This is a genomic window from Lentzea xerophila (genome assembly GCF_051094245.1).
Classification (GTDB): Bacteria; Actinomycetota; Actinomycetes; order Mycobacteriales; family Pseudonocardiaceae; genus Lentzea; species Lentzea xerophila.
This window is the reverse complement of record NZ_CP194934.1, coordinates 2,809,304-2,827,758: the sequence shown is the minus strand read 5'-3', so window position 1 is coordinate 2,827,758 and position 18,455 is coordinate 2,809,304. Positions and strand designations below refer to the sequence as shown.

Below are 18,455 nucleotides of genomic sequence, written 5' to 3'. Positions count from 1 at the left end.
CGTTCTCCTTGGCTCGCAACGACTTGCAAGCAAGAACGTAATTTCGCAGGACCCTCCGGAACGATCACGCAGGCTGCCCGGCCTCGGGTAGAGCCTGCTCCACCCGGCGGCGCGTTCGTGCGCGCGGACAGATCGGGGAGGTCAGATTCGTCGGCCGCGACGAGGTGGGGCACGGGGCGCCGAACCTAGCGTTGCCCGTGACCGGAGTCACGTCGACGTGGATGAGGCGCGGATGTCCCAGCTCAACGAGATCAGCGACTGGCTGCAGGAGAACCTGCCACGACTGGTGGCCGAGCACGGCGTGCCCGGTGCGGCGGTGGCCGTCACCGTCGGCGACGACGTCGTCGAGGCCGCGGCGGGGGTGCTCAACAAGAACACCGGTGTCGAGACGACGACCGACTCGGTGTTCCAGATCGGCTCCATCACCAAGGTGTGGACGGCCACGCTCGTCCTGCAGCTCGTGGACGAGGATCTGCTGGACCTCGACGCGCCGGTGCGCGACTACCTGCCCGACTTCCGGATCGCCGACGAGGACGCCGCCGCGCGGATCACGGTACGGCAGCTCCTGAACCACACGGCGGGCTTCGAGGGCGACCTCTTCACCGACACCGGTCGCGGTGACGACTGCGTGGAGAAGTACGTCGCCACGTTGCACGACACCCCGCAGCTCTTCGCGCCCGGTGAGATGTTCAGCTACAACAACGCCGGTTACGTCGTGCTCGGCCGGATCGTCGAGGTGCTGCGCGGCAAGCCGTACGACGACTGCCTGCGCGAGCACCTGTTCGCCCCGCTCGGCCTGACCCACGCCGCCGCGGACGCCTACGAGGCGATCATGTTCCGCGCCGCCGCCGGGCACCTCACGCACGACGAGGACGCCGGGCCGCAGACGGCGCCGATCTGGGCCCTGGTGCGGTCGAACGCACCGGCCGGGTCGACGCTCGCCATGAGCCCCCGTGATCTGCTCAAGTTCGCGCGGATGCACATGCAGGGCGGCGCCGACGTGCTGTCGGCCGCCGGTGTCGAGGCCATGCGGCAGGTGCAGGTGCAGGTGCCGGACCTGGCGCTGATGGGTGATGCCTGGGGCCTGGGCTGGGAGATGTTCCACTACCCGCAGGCGACGGTCATCGGCCACGACGGCGGCACGATCGGGCAGAACGCCTTCCTGCGCATGGTTCCCGAACACGGCGTCGCCGTCGCGCTGCTGACCAACGGCGGCAAGGTCATCGACCTCTACCAGGCGATCTTCCGGCACGTGCTGCGCGAGCTAGCCGGCGTCGAACTGCCGGAGATGCCCCAGCCCGCCGCACAGCCGGAGCGGGTCGACGGCGAACGGTTCACCGGCGTCTACGTGTCGTCGGTCGGCGAGCGCGTGGTGACCCAGGACGAGGACGGCCGGATCTGGATGGAGCTCATCCCGAAGGGGATCATGGCCGAGCTGAGCCCGGAGTCCGCCGGCAAGACCGAGCTGGTGCCGTGGCGCGACGACACGCTCGTCGCCGCGGAACCCGTGCACGGCATCCACATGCCGCACGCGTTCGTCGGCGACGACGGCAACGGGCGGGCGCTGTTCCTGCACACCGGCCGCGCGGACCGCCGGGTGGCTCAATGACCGCCGAAGCCTTTCCTGATCTCGTAACCGAGGTCTTCACGGACGCGGGCGTGGAGGGGTTCGTCCACGCCCGCGAGATCGGCGCGGACGGCGCCGAGGCCGGGCACGGCGCGGACGACCAGGTGGTGCTGGCGTCGGTGTTCAAGATCCCGGTCGCCGTCGCCTACGCGGCCGAGGTCGCCGCGGGACGGCTCGACGAGACCGAACGGACGCGGGTCACCTCGCGCTACCGCATCGGCGGCATCGGCACCGCGGGGTGTGCCGACGACGTCGAGATGAGCTGGCGCGACCTCGCGTTGTTCATGATGACGATGAGCGACAACGCCGCGACGGACGTCGTCTTCCACCGCGTCGGCCAGGCCGCCGTCGACGCGGTGCTCACGCACCTCGGCCTGCAGCGCACCCGGATCCTGGGCTGCTGCGAGGACCTCTTCGCCTCGGTGGGAGCGGACCTCGGCACCGACGACGCCGAGGCGGCACTGGCGAACCCGACGTGGGAGCTCGTCCAGAAGCTGTCCATTGTGGACCCGGAACGCACCACCTCCTCGACGCCGAGGGAAATCACCACGTTGCTGGACGCCATCTGGACCGACCGCGCGGCCGCACCCGAGGCGTGCGAGCGGGTCCGGGCGATCATGGCCCAGCAGGTGTGGCCGCACCGCCTCGCCTCCGGCTTCCCCGCCGACGTCCAGGTCGCCGGCAAGACCGGCACGCTGCCGAGCGTGCGCAACGAGGCCGGCGTCGTCACCTACCCGGACGGCCGCAGCTACGCCGTCGCCGTGTTCACCCGCGCGCAGTCGCTCGAGCTGCGGCAACCGGCCGTCGACGCGGTGATCGGCCGCGCCGGACGCCTCGCCGTCGACCACCTCCGGAGGACGTCATGAAGCGCGCGGTAGCCCTGCTCGGAGTCTTCGCCCTGGCCAGTTGCGGAACGTCCGGGAACTCCGGTTCCGGCGGCCAGAGCCTCGCGGACGGCAAGACGTTCACGATGTCGGTCGGCGCGGATCCGGGCTCGCTGGATCCCGCGCTCACGGTCCTGTCGGTGGCCCGCGGCGTCGGCAGGTTCCTCTACGGCAGGCTGATCGAGCGCACCACCAACGGTGACATCGTGGCCGGGCTCGCCGAGAAGTGGGACGCCACGGTCACGACGGCGACCTTCACCCTGCGCCAGGGCATCACGTGCGCCGACGGCGCGCCGCTCACCGCGAAGGACGTCGCCGACAACATCAACTTCGTCGGCGACCCGAAGAACAAGTCGCCGCTGGCCGGGATCCAGGTCGCGCCGGGCACGTCGGCGACGGCGGACGAGGCGGCCCGCACCGTCACGGTGACCAGCGGCGCGCCGGACGCGTTCCTGCTGACCAACGTCGGCACGCTGCCGATCGTGTGCGCCAAGGGCATGGCCGACCGCTCGTTGCTCGCCAAGGGCGAGCAGGGCACGGGCATGTTCACCATCTCCGAGATCGTGCCGAACGACCACTACACGCTGGAGCGCCGCAAGGACTTCGCGTGGGGTCCCGGCGACTGGCAGAAGGACCAGGCAGGGCTCCCCGACAAGGTCGTCGTCCGGGTGATCGCGAACGAGACGACCGCGGTGAACCTGTTGCTGTCCGGTCAGCTCACGGCCGCGACGGTGGCGGGTCCCGACCAGGAACGGCTGCTCGCGCAGAAGCTCGACCACGTCGACTACGCCACACCACTGGGAACGCTGGCGTTCAACCAGGCCGCCGGGCATCCCGGTCAGGACCCGGCGGTGCGCCGCGCCCTCGTCCAGGGGCTCGACCTGGCCCAGGTCGGCAAGGTGCTCACCAACGGCAAGGGCAGGCCGTCGAAGAGCTTGGTGACCGTGGAACCCCGGCCCTGCACGGGTGACAACGTCACCCCCAACCTGCCGGCGTTCGACAAGGCCGCGGCGGCCGGGGCGCTCGACGCGGCGGGATGGCGGGCCGGTTCGGACGGCAAGCGGGCCAAGGACGGCAAGCCGCTGGCGGTCAAGCTGCTCCAGCCGACCGTGGCCGGCCCGACGCTGACCGCGACCGCCGAGCTGATCCAGCAGGCGTGGCAGGGCATCGGCGTGCAGGTGGAGATCGCGCCCGTCGACGCGGCCGGCATCAACCAGACGCTGTTCGGGACGGGCGCGTGGGACGTGTCGATGGTGCCGCTGACGCTCTCGCTGCCGAGCCAGCTGACGCCGTTCGCGTCCGGCCCGGTGCCGCCGGAGGGCGTGAACTTCGGCCACTTCACCAACGCCGAGTTCGAGGCGGAGTCGAAGCTGGCCGCCACGAAGGCCGGTTCGGCCGGGTGCGAGAACTGGAACAAGGCCGAGGCCGCGCTGGTCAAGGACGCGAGCTTCGTGCCGTACTTCGACGCGGTGGTGCCCACCTTCGTCAAGGGCGCGAAGTTCACGATGAGCGACAGCCTCGATCCGACCTCGATCCGGATGCTCGCCTCATGACCACGCTGGAACGGGTGCGGGGCAGCACGTGGCTGCCCTTCGCCCGGCGGCGGGCCGTGCGGTTCCTGACCTCGCTGTGGGTGCTGGTGACCGCGGCGTTCCTGATGATCCACCTGATCCCCGGCGACCCGGTGCGCGAGACGCTGGGCCTCTCCGCGCCACCGGACCTGGTCGCCGCCCGCCGCGAGGCGCTGGGGCTCAACGACCCGCTGCCGGTGCAGTACTGGCACTACCTCAGCGGCCTGTTCCGGGGCGAGTTCGGCACCTCGCTCGTCAGCGGCACCCCGGTCGCGGACCTGATCGGCGACCGGCTGCCCGCGACCGTGCAGCTCGCGGTGCTGGCGTTCCTGGTCGTGGTCGTCGTCGCGGTGCCCGTCGGCGTCGTGATGGCGGTGCTGACCAAGGGTGGCCGCCGTCGCGGTGGCGAGCTCGCGTTCACCTCGACGAGCGTGGTGCTCGCGGCCATCCCGGAGTTCCTGCTCGCGGTCGGTCTCGTGAGCCTCTTCGCCGTGCAGCTCGGTCTGTTCCCGGTGGCGGGCAACGACGCCGCGGGTTCGTGGGTGCTGCCGGTGCTCGCTCTCGCGATCGGACCGGCCGCGGTGCTGGCCCGGATCGTGCGGGTGGAGCTGCTCGCCGTGCTGGGCAACGACTTCGTCCGGACCGCACGGGCCAAGCGGCTGCCGGCACGGCTCGTGTACCTGCGGCACGCGCTGCCCAACGCCGTGACCGCGACGCTGACCCTGGGCGGCATGATGCTCGCCGCTCTGGTGGCCGGGACGGTGCTGGTGGAGAACGTGTTCGCGTGGCCCGGGCTGGGATCGACGATCGTCGGCTCGATCCAGCAGAAGGACTACCCGGCGGTGCAGGGCATCGTGCTCGTGTACGGCGCCGGGGTGCTGCTGGTGAACCTGGTGGTCGACGTGGTGCTGGCGCTGCTCGATCCTCGTTCGACGATCAGGGAGGCCTGATGCGCTCGGCTCTGCGCACCCCGGTCGGCGCCGCGTCCGCCGTGCTGCTCGCCCTGCTGATCGGCCTCGCGATCTTCGCCCCCATCCTGTGGGGCGACCGGGCCGCGGCCATCGACACCGACGCGCTGCAGCAAGGTCCGTCGCCCGAACATCTCCTGGGCACCGACCAGCTCGGCCGCGACATCTTCTACCGCGTCCTCGTCGCGACCAGGCTCACGATCGGTCTCGCCCTGCTGGCCACCGTGATCGGGGTGGTCTCCGGTCTGCTCCTGGGATCCGCGCCCTCGGTGCTCCCCCGCTGGGCGGCCAGGATCGTCAACTCGGCCGTGAACATCGCCGTCGCGTTCCCCGGACTGCTGCTGGCGTTGTTCTTCGCCGTCATCTTCGGCACCGGGACGATCGGCGCGGTGCTCGCCATCGCGTTCGCGATCACCCCGGCGTTCGCCCGCCTCACCCAGACCCTGACCGCCTCCGTCAGCGGCCGTGATTTCATCGCGGCGGCGAAGGTGTGCGGCGTCGGCAGGTTCCGGCTGCTGACCAGGCACATCCTGCCGAACATCGCCGAACCGCTGGTCATCAACGCGACACTGGCGGCCGGCTCGGCCCTGACGGCGTTCGCCGGACTCTCGTTCCTGGGCATCGGCGTGCAGGCGCCCTCCTACGACTGGGGAAGGCTGCTCGGCGAGGGCCTCAACCGCATCTACATCTCCCCCGCCCCCGCGCTCGGGCCCGCGATCGCCGTGGTCCTGGCCGGTCTGGCGTTCAACCTGTTCGGCGAGGCCGCCGCGTCCGTCGCGGGACATCGCCAGCAGTCCCGGCACAAGCCGCAACCGAAGCCCGACTCCACTGTGGACGACTCGGCCGGCGGCCTGCTGACCGTGCGGAACCTGCACGTCACCTTCCCCGGCGGCGTCACGCCGGTGCGCGGGGTGTCGTTCACCGTCCACAACGGAGAGATGATCGGCGTGGTCGGCGAGTCGGGCTCGGGCAAGAGCCTCACCGCGCTGGCCGTGTCCCGGCTCGTCGAACACCCCGGCACGGTCACCGCCGATCGCCTGGAGTTCAACGGCAAACCGCTCGCGAAAACGCCGGACCGCGAACTGGGCACCCGGCTCGCGATGGTGTTCCAGGACCCGATGACGTCGTTCAACCCGACCCGGCGCATCGGCGGCCAGCTCGCCGAGGTGTCCGAGGTGCACCAGGGCTTCACGCGCAAGGCCGCGCTCGCCCGAGCCGTCGACCGGCTCAAGGCCGTGCGGATTCCCGAGGCGGAGCGCCGGGCGAAGCAGTACCCGCACGAGTTCTCCGGAGGCATGCGGCAGCGGGCGATGATCGCGATGGGCCTGATGGGCGAACCCCAGCTGGTGATCGCGGACGAGCCCACCACCGCCCTCGACGTCACCGTGCAGCGCGAGGTGCTCAGGCTGCTCGCGCAGATCAGGAAGGACCGCTCCGCGGCGGTGCTGCTGATCAGCCACGACATCACCGTGGTCGCGCAGACCTGCGACCGCGTGCTGGTGATGTACGCGGGCCGGATCGTCGAGGAACTGCCGACCGACGAGCTGTTCACCGCCGCCCGCCACCCCTACACGACCGCGCTGCTGGCCGCGGTCCCGGACCTCGACACCGACCGGGACGCGCCGCTCGCGGTCATCCCCGGCCGGCCGCCGGAGCCCGGCGAGATCGCGCGCGGCTGCCCGTTCGCGCCGCGCTGCCCGCTCGCCGAGGAGAGGTGCCGGGCCGAGGAACCCGACCTCGCGGCGATGTCGGACGGCCACCGGGTCGCCTGCTGGAAGTCGGAGAAGGAGCTGGCGCTGGCCGCGGGCGGAGGTGCGCGATGAGCCTGCCGACGTTCCGCTGGGCCGCCGACCGGCACGGATTCGCCTGCTCGCAGCCGGAGACCGAACCGATCACCACCGCCGGAGGTGCGCGATGACCGAGCTCAGTTTCACCGGCGTCACCGTCCGCTACGGCCACCACCTCGCCGTCGACGACGTCAGCCTGACCGTGCCGTCGGGCCAGGTCGTGGGTCTCGTCGGCGAGTCGGGCTCCGGCAAGTCCACCCTCGCCGCCACCGCTGTCGGCCTCGTGCCGGTCACCAGCGGCCAGGTGCTGCTGGACGGCGAGCGCCGGCGTGACCGCAAGGTCCAGATGGTGTTCCAGGACCCGTACTCGTCGCTCGACCCGAGGATGAGCATCGGGAACTCGATCGCCGAGGCCATGCCGAGGGGCACGAACAAGAAAGCGGAGGTCGCCCGGCTGCTCGAACTGGTGAACCTCGACCCCGGCCGCGCGAGTGCGTTGCCGGCGCGGCTGTCGGGCGGGCAACGGCAGCGCGTCGCGCTGGCCAGGGCGCTCGCCGGGCGGCCGGAGGTGATCATCGCCGACGAGATCACCTCCGCGCTCGACGTGTCCGTGCAGGGCGCTGTGCTGAACCTGGTGCGCGACCTGCAGCGGCGGCTCGGGTTGTCGATGCTGTTCATCTCGCACAACCTCGCCGTCGTGCGGTACGTCAGCGACCGCATCGCGGTGATGAAAGCGGGCAGGATCGTCGAGGAGGGGCCGGCCGGGCAGGTGCTCGCCGACCCGCGGCACGAGTACACGCGCGAGCTGCTCGCGGCCGCGCCGAGACGCCACACCAGGCTGGAGGCTTCATGATCGACGATCTGCACGGGCGCAGCGTCGTCGCGGACACCCACAACGACCTGCTGGACGCGATCGCGCACCGCCCGGTCGAGCGGTGGGTGCCGCACTTCCGGGAACGGTGGCTGCCGCAGTTGCAGGCGGGCGGGGTGAACCTGCAGGTGCTGCCGGTGTTCGTCGACGACGTGTTCCGGCCGGAAGGCGCGCTCCGGCAGACGTTGCGGATGATCGAGGCCGCCCACCGCATCGCCGAGGCCAACGAGGACACAGTGCGCCTCTGCCTCGACGGCGCGGAGATCGACGAGGCGCTCGGCGAGGACCGCATCGCGCTGGTGCTCGCGCTGGAGAGCGCGCCGGGCGTCGGCGAGGACGTCGAGCTGCTGGAGACCCTGTTCCGCCTCGGGGTGCGGGTCGCGTCCCTGGCCCACTTCGGCCGCACGGCGCTGGCCGACGGCAGCGGCGAGGACGCCACCGGCAGCAGGCTCACCAGGGCCGGTGTCGCCGCGCTGGCCGAGATGGAACGCCTCGGCATGATCTTCGACGTCAGTCACCTGAGCGCGGCGGGCGTCGAGCACGTGCTGGAGCTCGCGACCCGTCCGGTGATGGCGACCCACTCGTCGGCACGGGCGTTGCGCGACCACCACCGCAACCTCACGGACGACCAGCTCAGGGGCATCGCGGACAACGGCGGCGTGGTGTGCGTGAACTTCTTCGCGCCGTTCCTGCACGAGACCGACTACACCATCGACCGTTTGATCGACCACATCGAGCACATCGCGGGCGTCATGGGCGTCCGGCACGTCGGCCTCGGCCCGGACTTCGTCAAGGAGGTCCTGGAGGACGTCACGCCGCCGTGCTGCGAGGCGCAGTTCATCGAGGGCGTGCCGACCGACCAGTTTTTGCCGGGGCTGGAGGGACCGGCGGGGCTGCCGCTCGTGACCGAGGCGCTGCGGAAGCGGGGCTGGCCCGACGAGGACATCGCCCTGGTGCTGGGCCGCAACGTGCTCGACCTGTTCCGCGCCGGGCTCGGCGCCACCCGTTGACTAGGGGGATCGACACATGACCACCATCGAGGACCTGTACGGCCACGCGCTGCCCGAGCAGCCCGCCATCTCGCCCGACGGCACCGAGGTCGTCTACGTCCTGCGCACCACCGACCGCGAGGGCGACCGCGACGTGCGGGCGCTCTGGCGCGTGGCGAACGGCGGCGAGGCGAGGCAGCTCACCAGGGGCAAGGCCGACGTCGCACCGGCCTGGTCGCCGGACGGCACCCGCGTCGCGTTCCTGCGCGCCCAGGACGGGCCGGCCCAGGTGTGGCTGCTGCCCGTCGGCGGAGGCGAGCCCGAGCAGGTGACGGACCTGCCGCTCGGGGCCGGCGCGCCGGTGTGGAGCGAGGACGGCACGCGGCTCGCGTTCGCGGCGCCCGTCGACATCGCGGACGCCACTGCGCCGATCGTCGCGGACCGCCTCGACTACAAGGCCGACGGGTCCGGGTACCTGCGCAGCATCCGCGCCCACCTGCACGTGCTCGACCTGGAGAGCCGCGAGGTGCGCCAGGTGACCACCGGCGACTGGCACGCGGGCTCGCTCGCCTGGTCACCGGACGGGACCCGGCTCGCCTTCACCGCCGCGCGCGACGCGGACGCCGACCTGACCGCCCGTGTGCCCGTGCACGTCGTCGACCTGGAGGGGACCGCGGAGCCGAAGCTCGTCGGGCTCGCCGAGGGGCAGGCCGCGACCGTCACGTGGGCCGCGGACGGGCTGCTCGTCACCGGACGGACCACCGCGGACACCGGACATCTCGACCTGCTGCACCTGTCGCTGGACGGCGAGGTGCGCAGCCTCTCGTCGGCGCTGGACCGCAACGTCATGCCCGGCATGGCGGGATATCCGGGCGGTCTGCCGACGCTGAACGGCAGCGCGGTCCTGTTCTGCGCTCGCGACCGGGGCTGCACCCAGCTGTACTCCGCGGACCTCGACGGCGGTGAGCCGCAGCTGGTCCTGGGCGGGGATTCACGAGTCGTGGCAGGGCTTTCCGTCGCGAATGGTGTCGCGGCCATCGTCCTCGGCACCGCCACCTCGTACGGCGAGGTCGCCACCGTCGACCTGGACACCGGCGAGGTCACCGTCCACACCGGACACAACACGGCCGAGCTGTTCGTGCGTGAGGAACGCGAGTTCACGATCTCGGACGGCACCGTCGTGCACGGCTGGCTGGTCCGCGACCCGGAGCGCACCGGTCCGGCGCCGCTGCTGCTGGACATCCACGGCGGCCCGCACAACGCGTGGAACGGCACTGCCGACCCCGTCCACCTCTACCACCAGGTGCTGGCGGAGCAGGGCTGGGCGGTGCTGCTGCTCAACCCGCGCGGCAGCGACGGCTACGGCGAGGACTTCTACACGGCCGCGCTCGGCGGGTGGGGCACGGCCGACGCCAAGGACTTCCTGGAGCCGATCGACCAGCTGGTGGCCGAGGAACTGGCCGATCCGCGGAAGCTCGCCGTCACCGGCTACAGCTACGGCGGCTACATGACCTGCTACCTGACGAGCCGCGACACCCGGTTCGCCGCCGCCGTCGCCGGCGGCGTGGTCAGCGACCTGAGCAGTATGGGGGGCACCTCCGACGCCGGCCACTACCTGACGGAGCTGGAGCTGGGCGGTCCCGGCGAGCACATCGCGGACATGTCTCCGTTGACGCACGTCGACCAGGTCCGCACCCCGACGCTGATCTACCAGGGCGCCTCGGACGACAGGTGCCCGGCCGGCCAGGCCGAGCAGTGGTTCACCGCGCTGCGCCGGAACTCCGTGCCGGCCAAGCTCGTCCTCTACCCCGACGCGTCGCACCTGTTCATCCTCGACGGCAAGCCCTCACACCGCGAGGACTTCAACCGCCGCGTCGTCGACTGGGTCCGCGAGCACGCGCAGAACCGCAGGCCGCTCGACGCGAAGCATTGGCAGCGCAGGCTTTCCGCGCTCGCGAAGAAGCACGGCGTGCCGGGAGCGGCGCTCGGCATCCTGTACAAGGGCGAAGTCGCGCAGGCGCACCACGGCGTGCTGAACACGGCGACCGGGGTCGAGGTCACCGACGACACGATCTTCCAGATCGGCTCGATCGGCAAGGTCTGGACGACGACGGTCGTCATGCGGCTCGTCGACGAGGGCCTGCTCGACCTCGACGCACCGATCACCGACGTGCTGCCCGAGCTCAGGCTGTCGGACCCGGTGGTCGGCCAGAAGGTGACCATGCGGCACCTGCTCACGCACACCAGCGGCATCGACGGCGACAACTTCACCGACACCGGGCGCGGCGACGACTGCCTCGAGCGCTACACCGAACTGCTCGCCGACGCCGCCCAGAACCACCCGCTCGGCGCGACGTTCTCCTACAGCAACGCCGGTTTCGTCCTCGCGGGCAGGGTGATCGAGAAGCTCACCGGCAAGACGTGGGACGTCGCGATGCGGGAGAAGCTCTTCGCACCGCTCGGCCTCACCCGCACCGGCACGCTGCCGGAGGAGGCGCTGCTGCACCGCGCGGCCGTCGGTCACGTCAAGAAGGACGAGAAGCTGGAAGTGGCTCCGGTGTGGGCGCTGCCGCGTTCGGTCGGCCCGGCCGGGACGATCTTCTCGACGACCGAGGACGTGCTGGCGTTCGCCCGGATGCACCTCGACGGCGGCCTGGCACCGGACGGCACGCGGGTGCTGTCCGAGGAGTCGGCGGCCGCGATGACCGAGAAGCAGGCCGACGTGCCGGACAAGAACGTGCTGGGCGACTCGTGGGGTGTCGGCTGGATCCGGTTCGGCTGGGACGGGCACCGGCTGATCGGCCACGACGGCAACACGATCGGGCAGTCCGCGTTCCTGCGCCTGCTGCCGGAGCACGACCTCGCGGTCACGTTGCTGACCAACGGCGACGGCGCCCGTGAGCTGTACCTGGACCTGTACCGGGAGATCTTCTCCGAACTCGCGGACGTCGTCATGCCCCTCCCGTTGGAGCCGGCAGCCGAACCACCGGCGGTGGACGTCGCGCGGTACGCCGGGAAGTACGAGCGTGCCTCGATCACCCTCGACGTCATCGAGGGCGAGAACGGGCTGCGACTGGACGTGACGCCCACCGGTCCGCTGGCGGGCCTCTTCCCCAAGCCGCCGCAGGTCGCGCTGGTCCCGGTCGACGACTCGACGTTCCTGTTCCGGGAGTCCGGGGACAAGAGCTGGTCGTCCCTCGTGTTCTACACGCTGCCCACCGGGGAGCAGTACGTGCACATGGGTGTCCGCGCCACGCCGAAGGTCTCCTGAGATGAACCTGATCCACGACATCGAGCGGCTCGTGTCCTGCGAGTCGCCGTCCACCGACCTGGCGGCGGTCGCCCGCAGTGCCGAGGTCACCGCCGAGGTGGGCTCCGCGCTGCTCGGCTCGCCGCCGGAACGGATCGTGCTCGACGGCCGCACCCACCTGCGGTGGCGGCTGGGTTCCGGGCCGCGCAAGGTGTTGCTGCTCGGCCACCACGACACGGTGTGGCCGATCGGGACGCTGGCACGGATCCCGTTCGAGGTGCGCGACGGCGTGCTGCGCGGGCCCGGTTGCTTCGACATGAAGACCGGCGTCGCGATGATCTTCCACGCCGTCGCGTCGCTCGGCTCCCCCGACGGTGTCACGGTGCTCATCACCGGCGACGAGGAGATCGGCTCGCCGTCCTCGCGCGGCCTGATCGAGACCGAGGCCGTGGAGCACGCGGCCGTGCTGGTCACCGAGGGCTCGGCGGACGGTGGTGCGCTGAAGACCGAGCGCAAGGGCACGTCCATGTACGAGGTGACGTTGCACGGCCGCGCGGCCCACGCCGGGCTCGAACCCGAACGCGGGGTGAACGCCACGGTCGAGGCCGCGCACCAGATTCTCGCCGTGTCGGGGCTGGCGGACCTCGCCGCCGGAACGACGGTGGTGCCGACGGTGCTCTCGGCCGGCACGACGACGAACACCGTTCCCGCACAAGGGAAGTTCATGGTGGACGTGCGCGTGCGCAACCTCGCCGAGCAGCTGCGGGTGGACGAGGAGATGCAGGCGTTGCGGCCCGTGCTGGACGGGTCGAAGGTCGAGGTGACCGGCGGCCCCAACCGCGCGCCGATGGAGCTGTCCGCGTCCGCCGTGTTGTTCGAGCTGGCGTCGGGACTGGCCGCCGAGCTCGGCTTCGAGCTGACGCAGGCGGCGGTCGGTGGCGCGTCCGACGGCAACTTCACCGCGGGCGTCGGCGTTCCGACGCTCGACGGACTGGGTGCCGTCGGCGGTGGCGCGCACGCCGAGAGCGAGCACGTGCTGGTGTCGGAGATCGTCCCGCGCACCTCGCTGCTCGCGGCGCTCGTGAAGGAGCTGACATGACGTTGGTGACGCGGAACGTGGTGATCCGCCAGCTCACCGAGTACGCCGAACTCGTTGCCACGCAACGGTTGTACGAGTCGATCTGGCGGCCGACCGGTGACGGCGGCACTCCGCCGGTGACCGCGGAGCTGCTGCGGGCGATGACCAAGGCGGGCAGCTACGTCGCGGGCGCGTTCGACGGCGACGACCTGGTGGGTGCCTGCGTCGGGTTCTGCTCGCCGCCGGCCGCCGGTGCGTTGCACAGCCACATCGCCGGGGTCGCGGCGGGCATGCGCGGACGCAACGTCGGCTACGCCCTCAAGCTCGACCAACGGGCGTGGGCGCTCGAACGCGGGCTCAGCGAGATCAGCTGGACGTTCGACCCGCTGGTCCGCCGCAACGCCTACTTCAACCTGGGCAAGCTCGCCGCGGACGCGACCGAGTACCTGCCCGACTTCTACGGCCACATGCAGGACGACATCAACGGCGGCGGCGAGACCGACCGGCTGCTGGTCAGCTGGCGCATCGCGGCGCCCGAGGTCGTCGCCGCGTGCGCCGGTCAGCCCCGGACGGTCAGCGCGGCTGGCGTGGTCGGTCTCGGGATCTCCACGGACGGTCTGCCGGTGCGGGGCCTGTGTTCGGGCGACACCGTGCTGGTCGCCGTGCCGCCGGACATCGAGACGCTGCGGGCCACGAACCCGGCCGCGGCGACCGAGTGGCGCTACGCCGTGCGGGAGGTGCTCGGCGGGCTGCTCGCCGGCGGCGCCCGCGTCACCGGGTTCGACAGGTCCGGGTGGTACGTCGTCGAGAAGGGCAGTGAGTCGTGAAGCTGACCGGGGTGGAGATCCGCTGGGTCGAGATGCCGCTGAAGTCCCCGTTCCGCACGTCGTTCGGCACGCAGACCGCTCGCGCGTTGTTGCTGCTGCGCGCCGTCACGGACGAGGGCGAGGGCTGGGGCGAGTGCGTCGCGATGGCCGAGCCGGTGTACTCCTCGGAGTACCTGGAGGGGTGTGCGGACGTGCTGCGGCGGTTCCTCGTGCCGGCGTTGTCGGGGCCGGTCGACGGAGTGTCCGTCGCGCCGCGGCTGGCGAAGTTCCGCGGGCACCGGATGGCCAAGGCCGCGCTGGAGATGGCCGTGCTGGACGCCGAACTGCGCGCGCGTGGCGTGTCGTTCGGCCGTGAGCTGGGCGCGACGCGCGACCGGGTGCCGTGCGGGGTGTCGGTCGGGATCATGAACTCGGTCCCCGAGCTGCTCGACGCGGTCGGCGGGTACCTCGACGAGGGCTACGCGCGGATCAAGCTGAAGATCGAGCCGGGCTGGGACGTCGAACCCGTGCGGGCCGTGCGCGAGCGCTTCGGCGACGACGTGCTGCTGCAGGTCGACGCGAACACCGCCTACACCCTCGGCGACGCCCGGCATCTCGCCCGGCTCGACCCGTTCGACCTGCTGCTGATCGAGCAGCCGCTCGACGAGGAGGAGATCCTGGCGCACGCCGAGCTCGCCAAGGTGGTGCGGACGCCGATCTGCCTGGACGAGTCGATCACCTCGGCCCAGTCGGCAGCCGACGCGATCAAGCTGGGTGCCTGCCAGATCGTCAACATCAAGCCGGGACGGGTCGGCGGTTACCTGGAGGCGCGGCGCATCCACGACGTCTGCGCGGCGCACGGGATCGCGGTGTGGTGCGGCGGGATGCTCGAGACCGGCATCGGCCGGGCCGCGAACGTGGCGCTGGCCGCGTTGCCCGGCTGCACGCTGCCCGGCGACACCTCCGCGTCGGACCGCTACTACCGGATGGACGTCACCGAACCGTTCGTGCTCGACGACGGCCACCTGGCCGTTCCGACCGGCCCCGGCCTCGGCGTGACACCGTTGCCCGACGCCCTGGACGCGGTGACGGTGAAGACGGAGTGGATTCCTATGACATGAATGCTGCACTGCCCTGCGGAAATGCAACTCCTGCGGGTCAGTGCGGCTCCGTTCAAGTTCGTTGAGGTGCGTATGGGCACGTTCAACGCAGGGTTCTGCTCCCTGTTGCTCCCAGAACGTGCTCCCAGTCCGGCCACTCCGCCACCTTGGGTCGCGCAGCTCCGGAAGCCAAGCAGGTACGACCGCGTCGCCGCTCAGGGCGAAGAGTTCAAGAGGCAACACCGCGGCCAGGGCGACAAGACCGGCGGCGCCGACGAGAACGACGACATGGCCGATAACGACAGCGCTGCCATCGAGGCGGCCTTGGACCACGGCGCCGGACGCGTCCAGGAAACTCTCTTGGAGGCTGTTCCAACGGTGGGCGAGCTCGGCGAGGACTTCAAGCAGCGCTCCGAGGACAGGTACGACCAGATCAAAAGCCAGGGCAACGAGTACAAAGACCAACTCGTGAACCAGGCCTACAAGTACCGCTCCGAGCAAAGAATCTACCTGGAGGAGAAGGCGAAGGAGGCGTGGCGAAAGCTTACTGACCGCGGCGGTGGTGGTGGCGGCAACGATCCCGACAGCGGTGATCCTGACGGTGTCGGTTCGGAGGGTGGCACTCCCGAGGACGGCGAAAAGGACTAGCGTGGCTCCGGGTCCTGCCGCTGAGGCCTGGCCGAGGCACCGTCAGTGCAGCGGGATGCCCACGGTGTAGAGGACGTCGGCCTCGGCCAGTACAGCCAGCCGAGGCCGCCGACGCAGGCATGGCGAACTCCTGCTTCGCCGCCGCTCTCGTCTCGACCTGGCGTCCCGAATGCCGTCCGAGACGGCGGGGGCTGTTTGCTTCCACGGGTCCCGGGATAGCCACCGGCGCATGGGTGAGGAAAGCCTATCGTGCTGTGATCGACATGCTCGTGCGGCTCGTCGAAGCGGCCTGCGCGGCTGTGATCGTGTTTGGTGCGTGGATCACCGACCCTGTGCCTGCCGAAAACCTCATCCATGCACTCAACGGACAGGCGGGAATCCGACATTCTGCCGAGCGCGGTGCAAGACTTCCCTCGCAGTTCCGATCCCGTCGCACAGGAGGCCCGGTGACCGATCAGAACATCACTGTCACCCTCGATCCGCATCCGACAGGCTTCATTACGGTGCTACGGGTCGCCGGCGAGCTCGATTTCCACACCACTCCCCGATTCCGCGAAGTGCTCGACACGGTCGACCTCGGCTTGGGCACCGGTCTCGTCGTCGATGCGACCGATCTCGTCTACTGCGATTCCACCGGCATCAGCGTTCTCGTCGTCGCCTACCGACGCGCCAAGGCCGCTGGCGGCTCATTCGGCCTCGCCGGGCTCAACCCCGAACTGGTGCGACTCCTCCGGATCCTCGGGCTCGAGCAGGTTTTCCCCTTGCACCCCACCGTCGAGGAAGCCGTCGCCTCCCCACGGTCATGAGGCTGCCGCCGGCCGGGAGGAGGCTCGTCGCCGAGCGGTTACGAGGACAGGGCCAGAAGTGCGTACACCGTCGTGCCGTGCGCAGTGGTGTGGGCGCAGACGAGGTCGGCGAGCCGGTTGACGAGCAGCAGTCCGCGGCCACCGACCTGGTCCGCCGCGGCAGGGCGGCGGCCCGCGAGCGGGTCTTTCAGGCATCCACCGTCTTCCACCGCGCAGACCAGATGGTCCTGGTCGCGCCAGATGCGCAGACGACAGCCCGTGCCGGTGTGCTGGAGGCTGTTGGCGACCAGTTCGCTGGTGATGAGCTGGAGGTCGGCCACGCGTCCGGCGGGAAGACCCAGTCGGTGCGCATGGTCCGTGGCGAACCTGCGCGCGACACGAATATCGGCGGACTCGGCGACCTCCACCTCGACCGCGTCCGCAACGACCGCCAGCGGCTGGTTGTATCGGCCGAGGACGTCACCAGGGTCGTACCGGTCGCTCTCCGCACGCCGAGCGCCCTCCCAGACCAACGGATGGGTGGCCAGGGCGTCGGCCAGCGCACGGTCATCGAGCGCTGAGGTGTCGTAAGGGCAGACGATGGTGACGTCGCGCCCGGCGAAGGCCAAGTTGATCAACGCTTCGTGTTGCGCGCACGCCGGGTACTCGGCGGCGGTACGGCCGGCCCAGATCGGCTCGCCCACGATCCGCACGTGCACCCCGTCGTGATCGTCGGCGAAGCGGCGCAGCACGGTGGGAATGATCCGGCCCGGGTTGCGGCCCGCGACCTCCATGTCGATCATCGTCACCTCCCGCGCAGCGTCGCCCAGCGCCTCACTCAGCAACCGCAGCCGCGCGCCGGGCACCGCCACGGCGACGGGATGCGTCCGCTCCAAGCCATCGGTGACGAAGGGCACGAGAGCATCCAGGTACTGCTCATCCGTACCGTAGAACAGGGCGGGGTGTGTGAAATGCCCCGGAGGCGGCAGTTCCAAGACCGTCATGATGCTGCCTCCACGCGCACGTTGGCCAGGTCGAGCAGTTCCACCAGGCGCGCGGCCCCCGGCCACGACGTGCGTAGCACGAGCGGTGCGTGCCGGTCTGCGGCGTACCCGGCCAGGCGCAGCAGGCTGTTGTGGTCGAGGAACTCCAGGTCGTCGGCTTCGAGTACGAGTCGCCCGTCTCGCAAGCGCAGGTCTGCGCGGGCCAGGGCCAGGCTGAACAGATCCCCGGTGACGAGGTCGGTCTCGCCGCCCAGTGCGGTGCCGCCGTCGCCGGCGGCGTACAACCGGAAACCGGGCAGGGGCGAGTTGGTGTTCGGGTGCATGCAGGCCACCTGCGCGAACGTCCGCTCGTCCACGGCACCACCGGCGTAGCCGCACATCGCCGAGAACGGGCTGCCGGTCATGTAGTGGTCCACCAGGTGCTCGTAGCGGGCGAGCGCGTCGAGCTGCTCGGGAGTGCGCACCAGCGGCGTGCAGTCCGCGGCGACCCGCAAACCGGTGAATCCGGCGGCCAGCGCCGCCTGAGTGGCCTCGCTATAAGCACGCACCTGCGCGGCCGGGTCGATCACCGCGCCGACCGGGTAGCTGGTGTCCAGCGAAGCGACCTGTGCGGCGCCGGTCTCCAGGGCGTCGTCGATCCCGTCGATGCCGCGCAGATCGTCGAGCAGCGCGTTCATGTCGCCTGGCGCGATGTACGAAACTCGATAGCCTTGCGCGAGTCCTTCGGACAGGAACTCGCGGACACGAGCGCGGAACTCATGCATGTCCTCGTACCGCCAGCACACGTGATCATGAGCACCCAGCTCGCGCGTGTGTTCCACCAGTCCCGACCTGCGCACCACCGCACTGTAGCCTCATTTCGGAATACGGATAGACCAGCATCCACTGCGACGGTTACTCCCTGTATTCGTCAGGGTGGCGATTTTTCCCAGGCCGCCGATTACGGCCTGCTCCACGGGGTGCGGGAGTTCGAGATCACCTTCTGTACGCAGGTTGGCCACACCGGCCCGTTGCGCGCCTCCCAGACGACTGACCGATCCCCTGTTCGGACGACGTCGCGCTCTGCTTCCCCGGACTCGTCATCGTG

At 70.7% G+C, this 18,455-nt stretch carries 14 protein-coding genes and 1 pseudogene; 13 read left to right on the top strand and 2 right to left on the bottom strand.

Going from position 1 to position 18,455, the window contains the following annotated elements:
• The first annotated feature begins 232 nt into the window (after positions 1-232).
• The 13 genes and pseudogenes from ACRSBM_RS13775 to ACRSBM_RS13715 all read left to right on the top strand — a co-directional run bounded on the left by ACRSBM_RS13775 (position 233) and on the right by ACRSBM_RS13715 (position 16,385).
• Positions 233-1,609: a serine hydrolase domain-containing protein gene (locus tag ACRSBM_RS13775; protein WP_434443604.1), complete on the top strand. Its 1,377-nt coding sequence runs from the start codon at positions 233-235 to the stop codon at positions 1,607-1,609.
• Positions 1,606-2,493: a serine hydrolase gene (locus ACRSBM_RS13770; protein ID WP_434443601.1), complete on the top strand. Its 888-nt coding sequence runs from the start codon at positions 1,606-1,608 to the stop codon at positions 2,491-2,493. The genes ACRSBM_RS13775 and ACRSBM_RS13770 overlap by 4 nt, the downstream gene beginning before the upstream one ends.
• On the top strand, positions 2,490-4,064 hold the full coding sequence (locus tag ACRSBM_RS13765; RefSeq protein WP_434443599.1) for an ABC transporter substrate-binding protein: 1,575 nt from the start codon (positions 2,490-2,492) through the stop codon (positions 4,062-4,064). The genes ACRSBM_RS13770 and ACRSBM_RS13765 overlap by 4 nt, the downstream gene beginning before the upstream one ends.
• Entirely contained in the window at positions 4,061-5,032 is a 972-nt protein-coding gene (locus tag ACRSBM_RS13760) for an ABC transporter permease (protein WP_434443596.1), read from the top strand. The genes ACRSBM_RS13765 and ACRSBM_RS13760 overlap by 4 nt, the downstream gene beginning before the upstream one ends.
• The gene (locus tag ACRSBM_RS13755) at positions 5,032-6,873 is read left to right on the top strand and encodes a dipeptide/oligopeptide/nickel ABC transporter permease/ATP-binding protein (RefSeq protein WP_434443593.1); all 1,842 of its coding nucleotides are present in this window, start codon (positions 5,032-5,034) and stop codon (positions 6,871-6,873) included. Before ACRSBM_RS13760 ends, ACRSBM_RS13755 begins: the two co-directional genes overlap by 1 nt.
• A gap of 91 nt (positions 6,874-6,964) precedes the next feature.
• Positions 6,965-7,678, top strand: a pseudogene (locus tag ACRSBM_RS13750) (ABC transporter ATP-binding protein); the annotation flags it as partial.
• An 8-nt stretch (positions 7,679-7,686) separates the two neighbouring features.
• Entirely contained in the window at positions 7,687-8,718 is a 1,032-nt protein-coding gene (locus tag ACRSBM_RS13745; protein WP_434443590.1) for a dipeptidase, read from the top strand.
• A 16-nt stretch (positions 8,719-8,734) separates the two neighbouring features.
• Positions 8,735-11,968, top strand: coding sequence for an LpqB family beta-propeller domain-containing protein (locus ACRSBM_RS13740; RefSeq protein ID WP_434443587.1), 3,234 nt, complete (start codon positions 8,735-8,737; stop codon positions 11,966-11,968).
• Between the two features lies 1 nt (position 11,969).
• Positions 11,970-13,046: a M20 family metallopeptidase gene (locus ACRSBM_RS13735; protein ID WP_434443584.1), complete on the top strand. Its 1,077-nt coding sequence runs from the start codon at positions 11,970-11,972 to the stop codon at positions 13,044-13,046.
• Positions 13,043-13,852: a GNAT family N-acetyltransferase gene (locus tag ACRSBM_RS13730; protein ID WP_434443581.1), complete on the top strand. Its 810-nt coding sequence runs from the start codon at positions 13,043-13,045 to the stop codon at positions 13,850-13,852. The genes ACRSBM_RS13735 and ACRSBM_RS13730 overlap by 4 nt, the downstream gene beginning before the upstream one ends.
• Positions 13,849-14,952, top strand: coding sequence for an o-succinylbenzoate synthase (gene menC / locus ACRSBM_RS13725; protein ID WP_434443579.1), 1,104 nt, complete (start codon positions 13,849-13,851; stop codon positions 14,950-14,952). The genes ACRSBM_RS13730 and menC overlap by 4 nt, the downstream gene beginning before the upstream one ends.
• 21 nt (positions 14,953-14,973) lie before the next feature.
• A complete protein-coding gene (locus ACRSBM_RS13720; RefSeq protein ID WP_434443576.1) occupies positions 14,974-15,579 on the top strand; it encodes a hypothetical protein in 606 nt (201 codons plus the stop codon).
• Between the two features lie 263 nt (positions 15,580-15,842).
• The gene (locus ACRSBM_RS13715) at positions 15,843-16,385 is read left to right on the top strand and encodes an STAS domain-containing protein (RefSeq protein WP_434453072.1); all 543 of its coding nucleotides are present in this window, start codon (positions 15,843-15,845) and stop codon (positions 16,383-16,385) included.
• Positions 16,386-16,423: 38 nt separating this feature from the next.
• Here ACRSBM_RS13715 and ACRSBM_RS13710 read toward each other — a convergent pair whose 3' ends face one another.
• Positions 16,424-17,368: an anti-sigma factor RsbA family regulatory protein gene (locus ACRSBM_RS13710; RefSeq protein ID WP_434443573.1), complete on the bottom strand. Its 945-nt coding sequence runs from the start codon at positions 17,366-17,368 to the stop codon at positions 16,424-16,426.
• On the bottom strand, positions 17,365-18,207 hold the full coding sequence (locus ACRSBM_RS13705; RefSeq protein ID WP_434443570.1) for an MEDS domain-containing protein: 843 nt from the start codon (positions 18,205-18,207) through the stop codon (positions 17,365-17,367). The genes ACRSBM_RS13710 and ACRSBM_RS13705 overlap by 4 nt, the downstream gene beginning before the upstream one ends.
• Positions 18,208-18,455 lie beyond the last annotated feature (248 nt).

Excerpts from the sequence above, each read along its gene's own strand:
- ACRSBM_RS13735 (WP_434443584.1), top strand. The coding sequence starts at position 11,970 with ATGAACCTGATCCACGACATCGAGCGGCTCGTGTCCTGCGAGTCGCCG.
- ACRSBM_RS13755 (WP_434443593.1), top strand. The coding sequence starts at position 5,032 with ATGCGCTCGGCTCTGCGCACCCCGGTCGGCGCCGCGTCCGCCGTGCTG.
- ACRSBM_RS13770 (WP_434443601.1), top strand. The coding sequence starts at position 1,606 with ATGACCGCCGAAGCCTTTCCTGATCTCGTAACCGAGGTCTTCACGGAC.
- ACRSBM_RS13720 (WP_434443576.1), top strand. The coding sequence starts at position 14,974 with ATGCAACTCCTGCGGGTCAGTGCGGCTCCGTTCAAGTTCGTTGAGGTG.
- ACRSBM_RS13745 (WP_434443590.1), top strand. The coding sequence starts at position 7,687 with ATGATCGACGATCTGCACGGGCGCAGCGTCGTCGCGGACACCCACAAC.
- ACRSBM_RS13715 (WP_434453072.1), top strand. The coding sequence starts at position 15,843 with ATGCTCGTGCGGCTCGTCGAAGCGGCCTGCGCGGCTGTGATCGTGTTT.
- ACRSBM_RS13775 (WP_434443604.1), top strand. The coding sequence starts at position 233 with ATGTCCCAGCTCAACGAGATCAGCGACTGGCTGCAGGAGAACCTGCCA.
- ACRSBM_RS13740 (WP_434443587.1), top strand. The coding sequence starts at position 8,735 with ATGACCACCATCGAGGACCTGTACGGCCACGCGCTGCCCGAGCAGCCC.
- ACRSBM_RS13765 (WP_434443599.1), top strand. The coding sequence starts at position 2,490 with ATGAAGCGCGCGGTAGCCCTGCTCGGAGTCTTCGCCCTGGCCAGTTGC.
- ACRSBM_RS13710 (WP_434443573.1), bottom strand. The coding sequence starts at position 17,368 with ATGACGGTCTTGGAACTGCCGCCTCCGGGGCATTTCACACACCCCGCC.
- ACRSBM_RS13730 (WP_434443581.1), top strand. The coding sequence starts at position 13,043 with ATGACGTTGGTGACGCGGAACGTGGTGATCCGCCAGCTCACCGAGTAC.
- ACRSBM_RS13760 (WP_434443596.1), top strand. The coding sequence starts at position 4,061 with ATGACCACGCTGGAACGGGTGCGGGGCAGCACGTGGCTGCCCTTCGCC.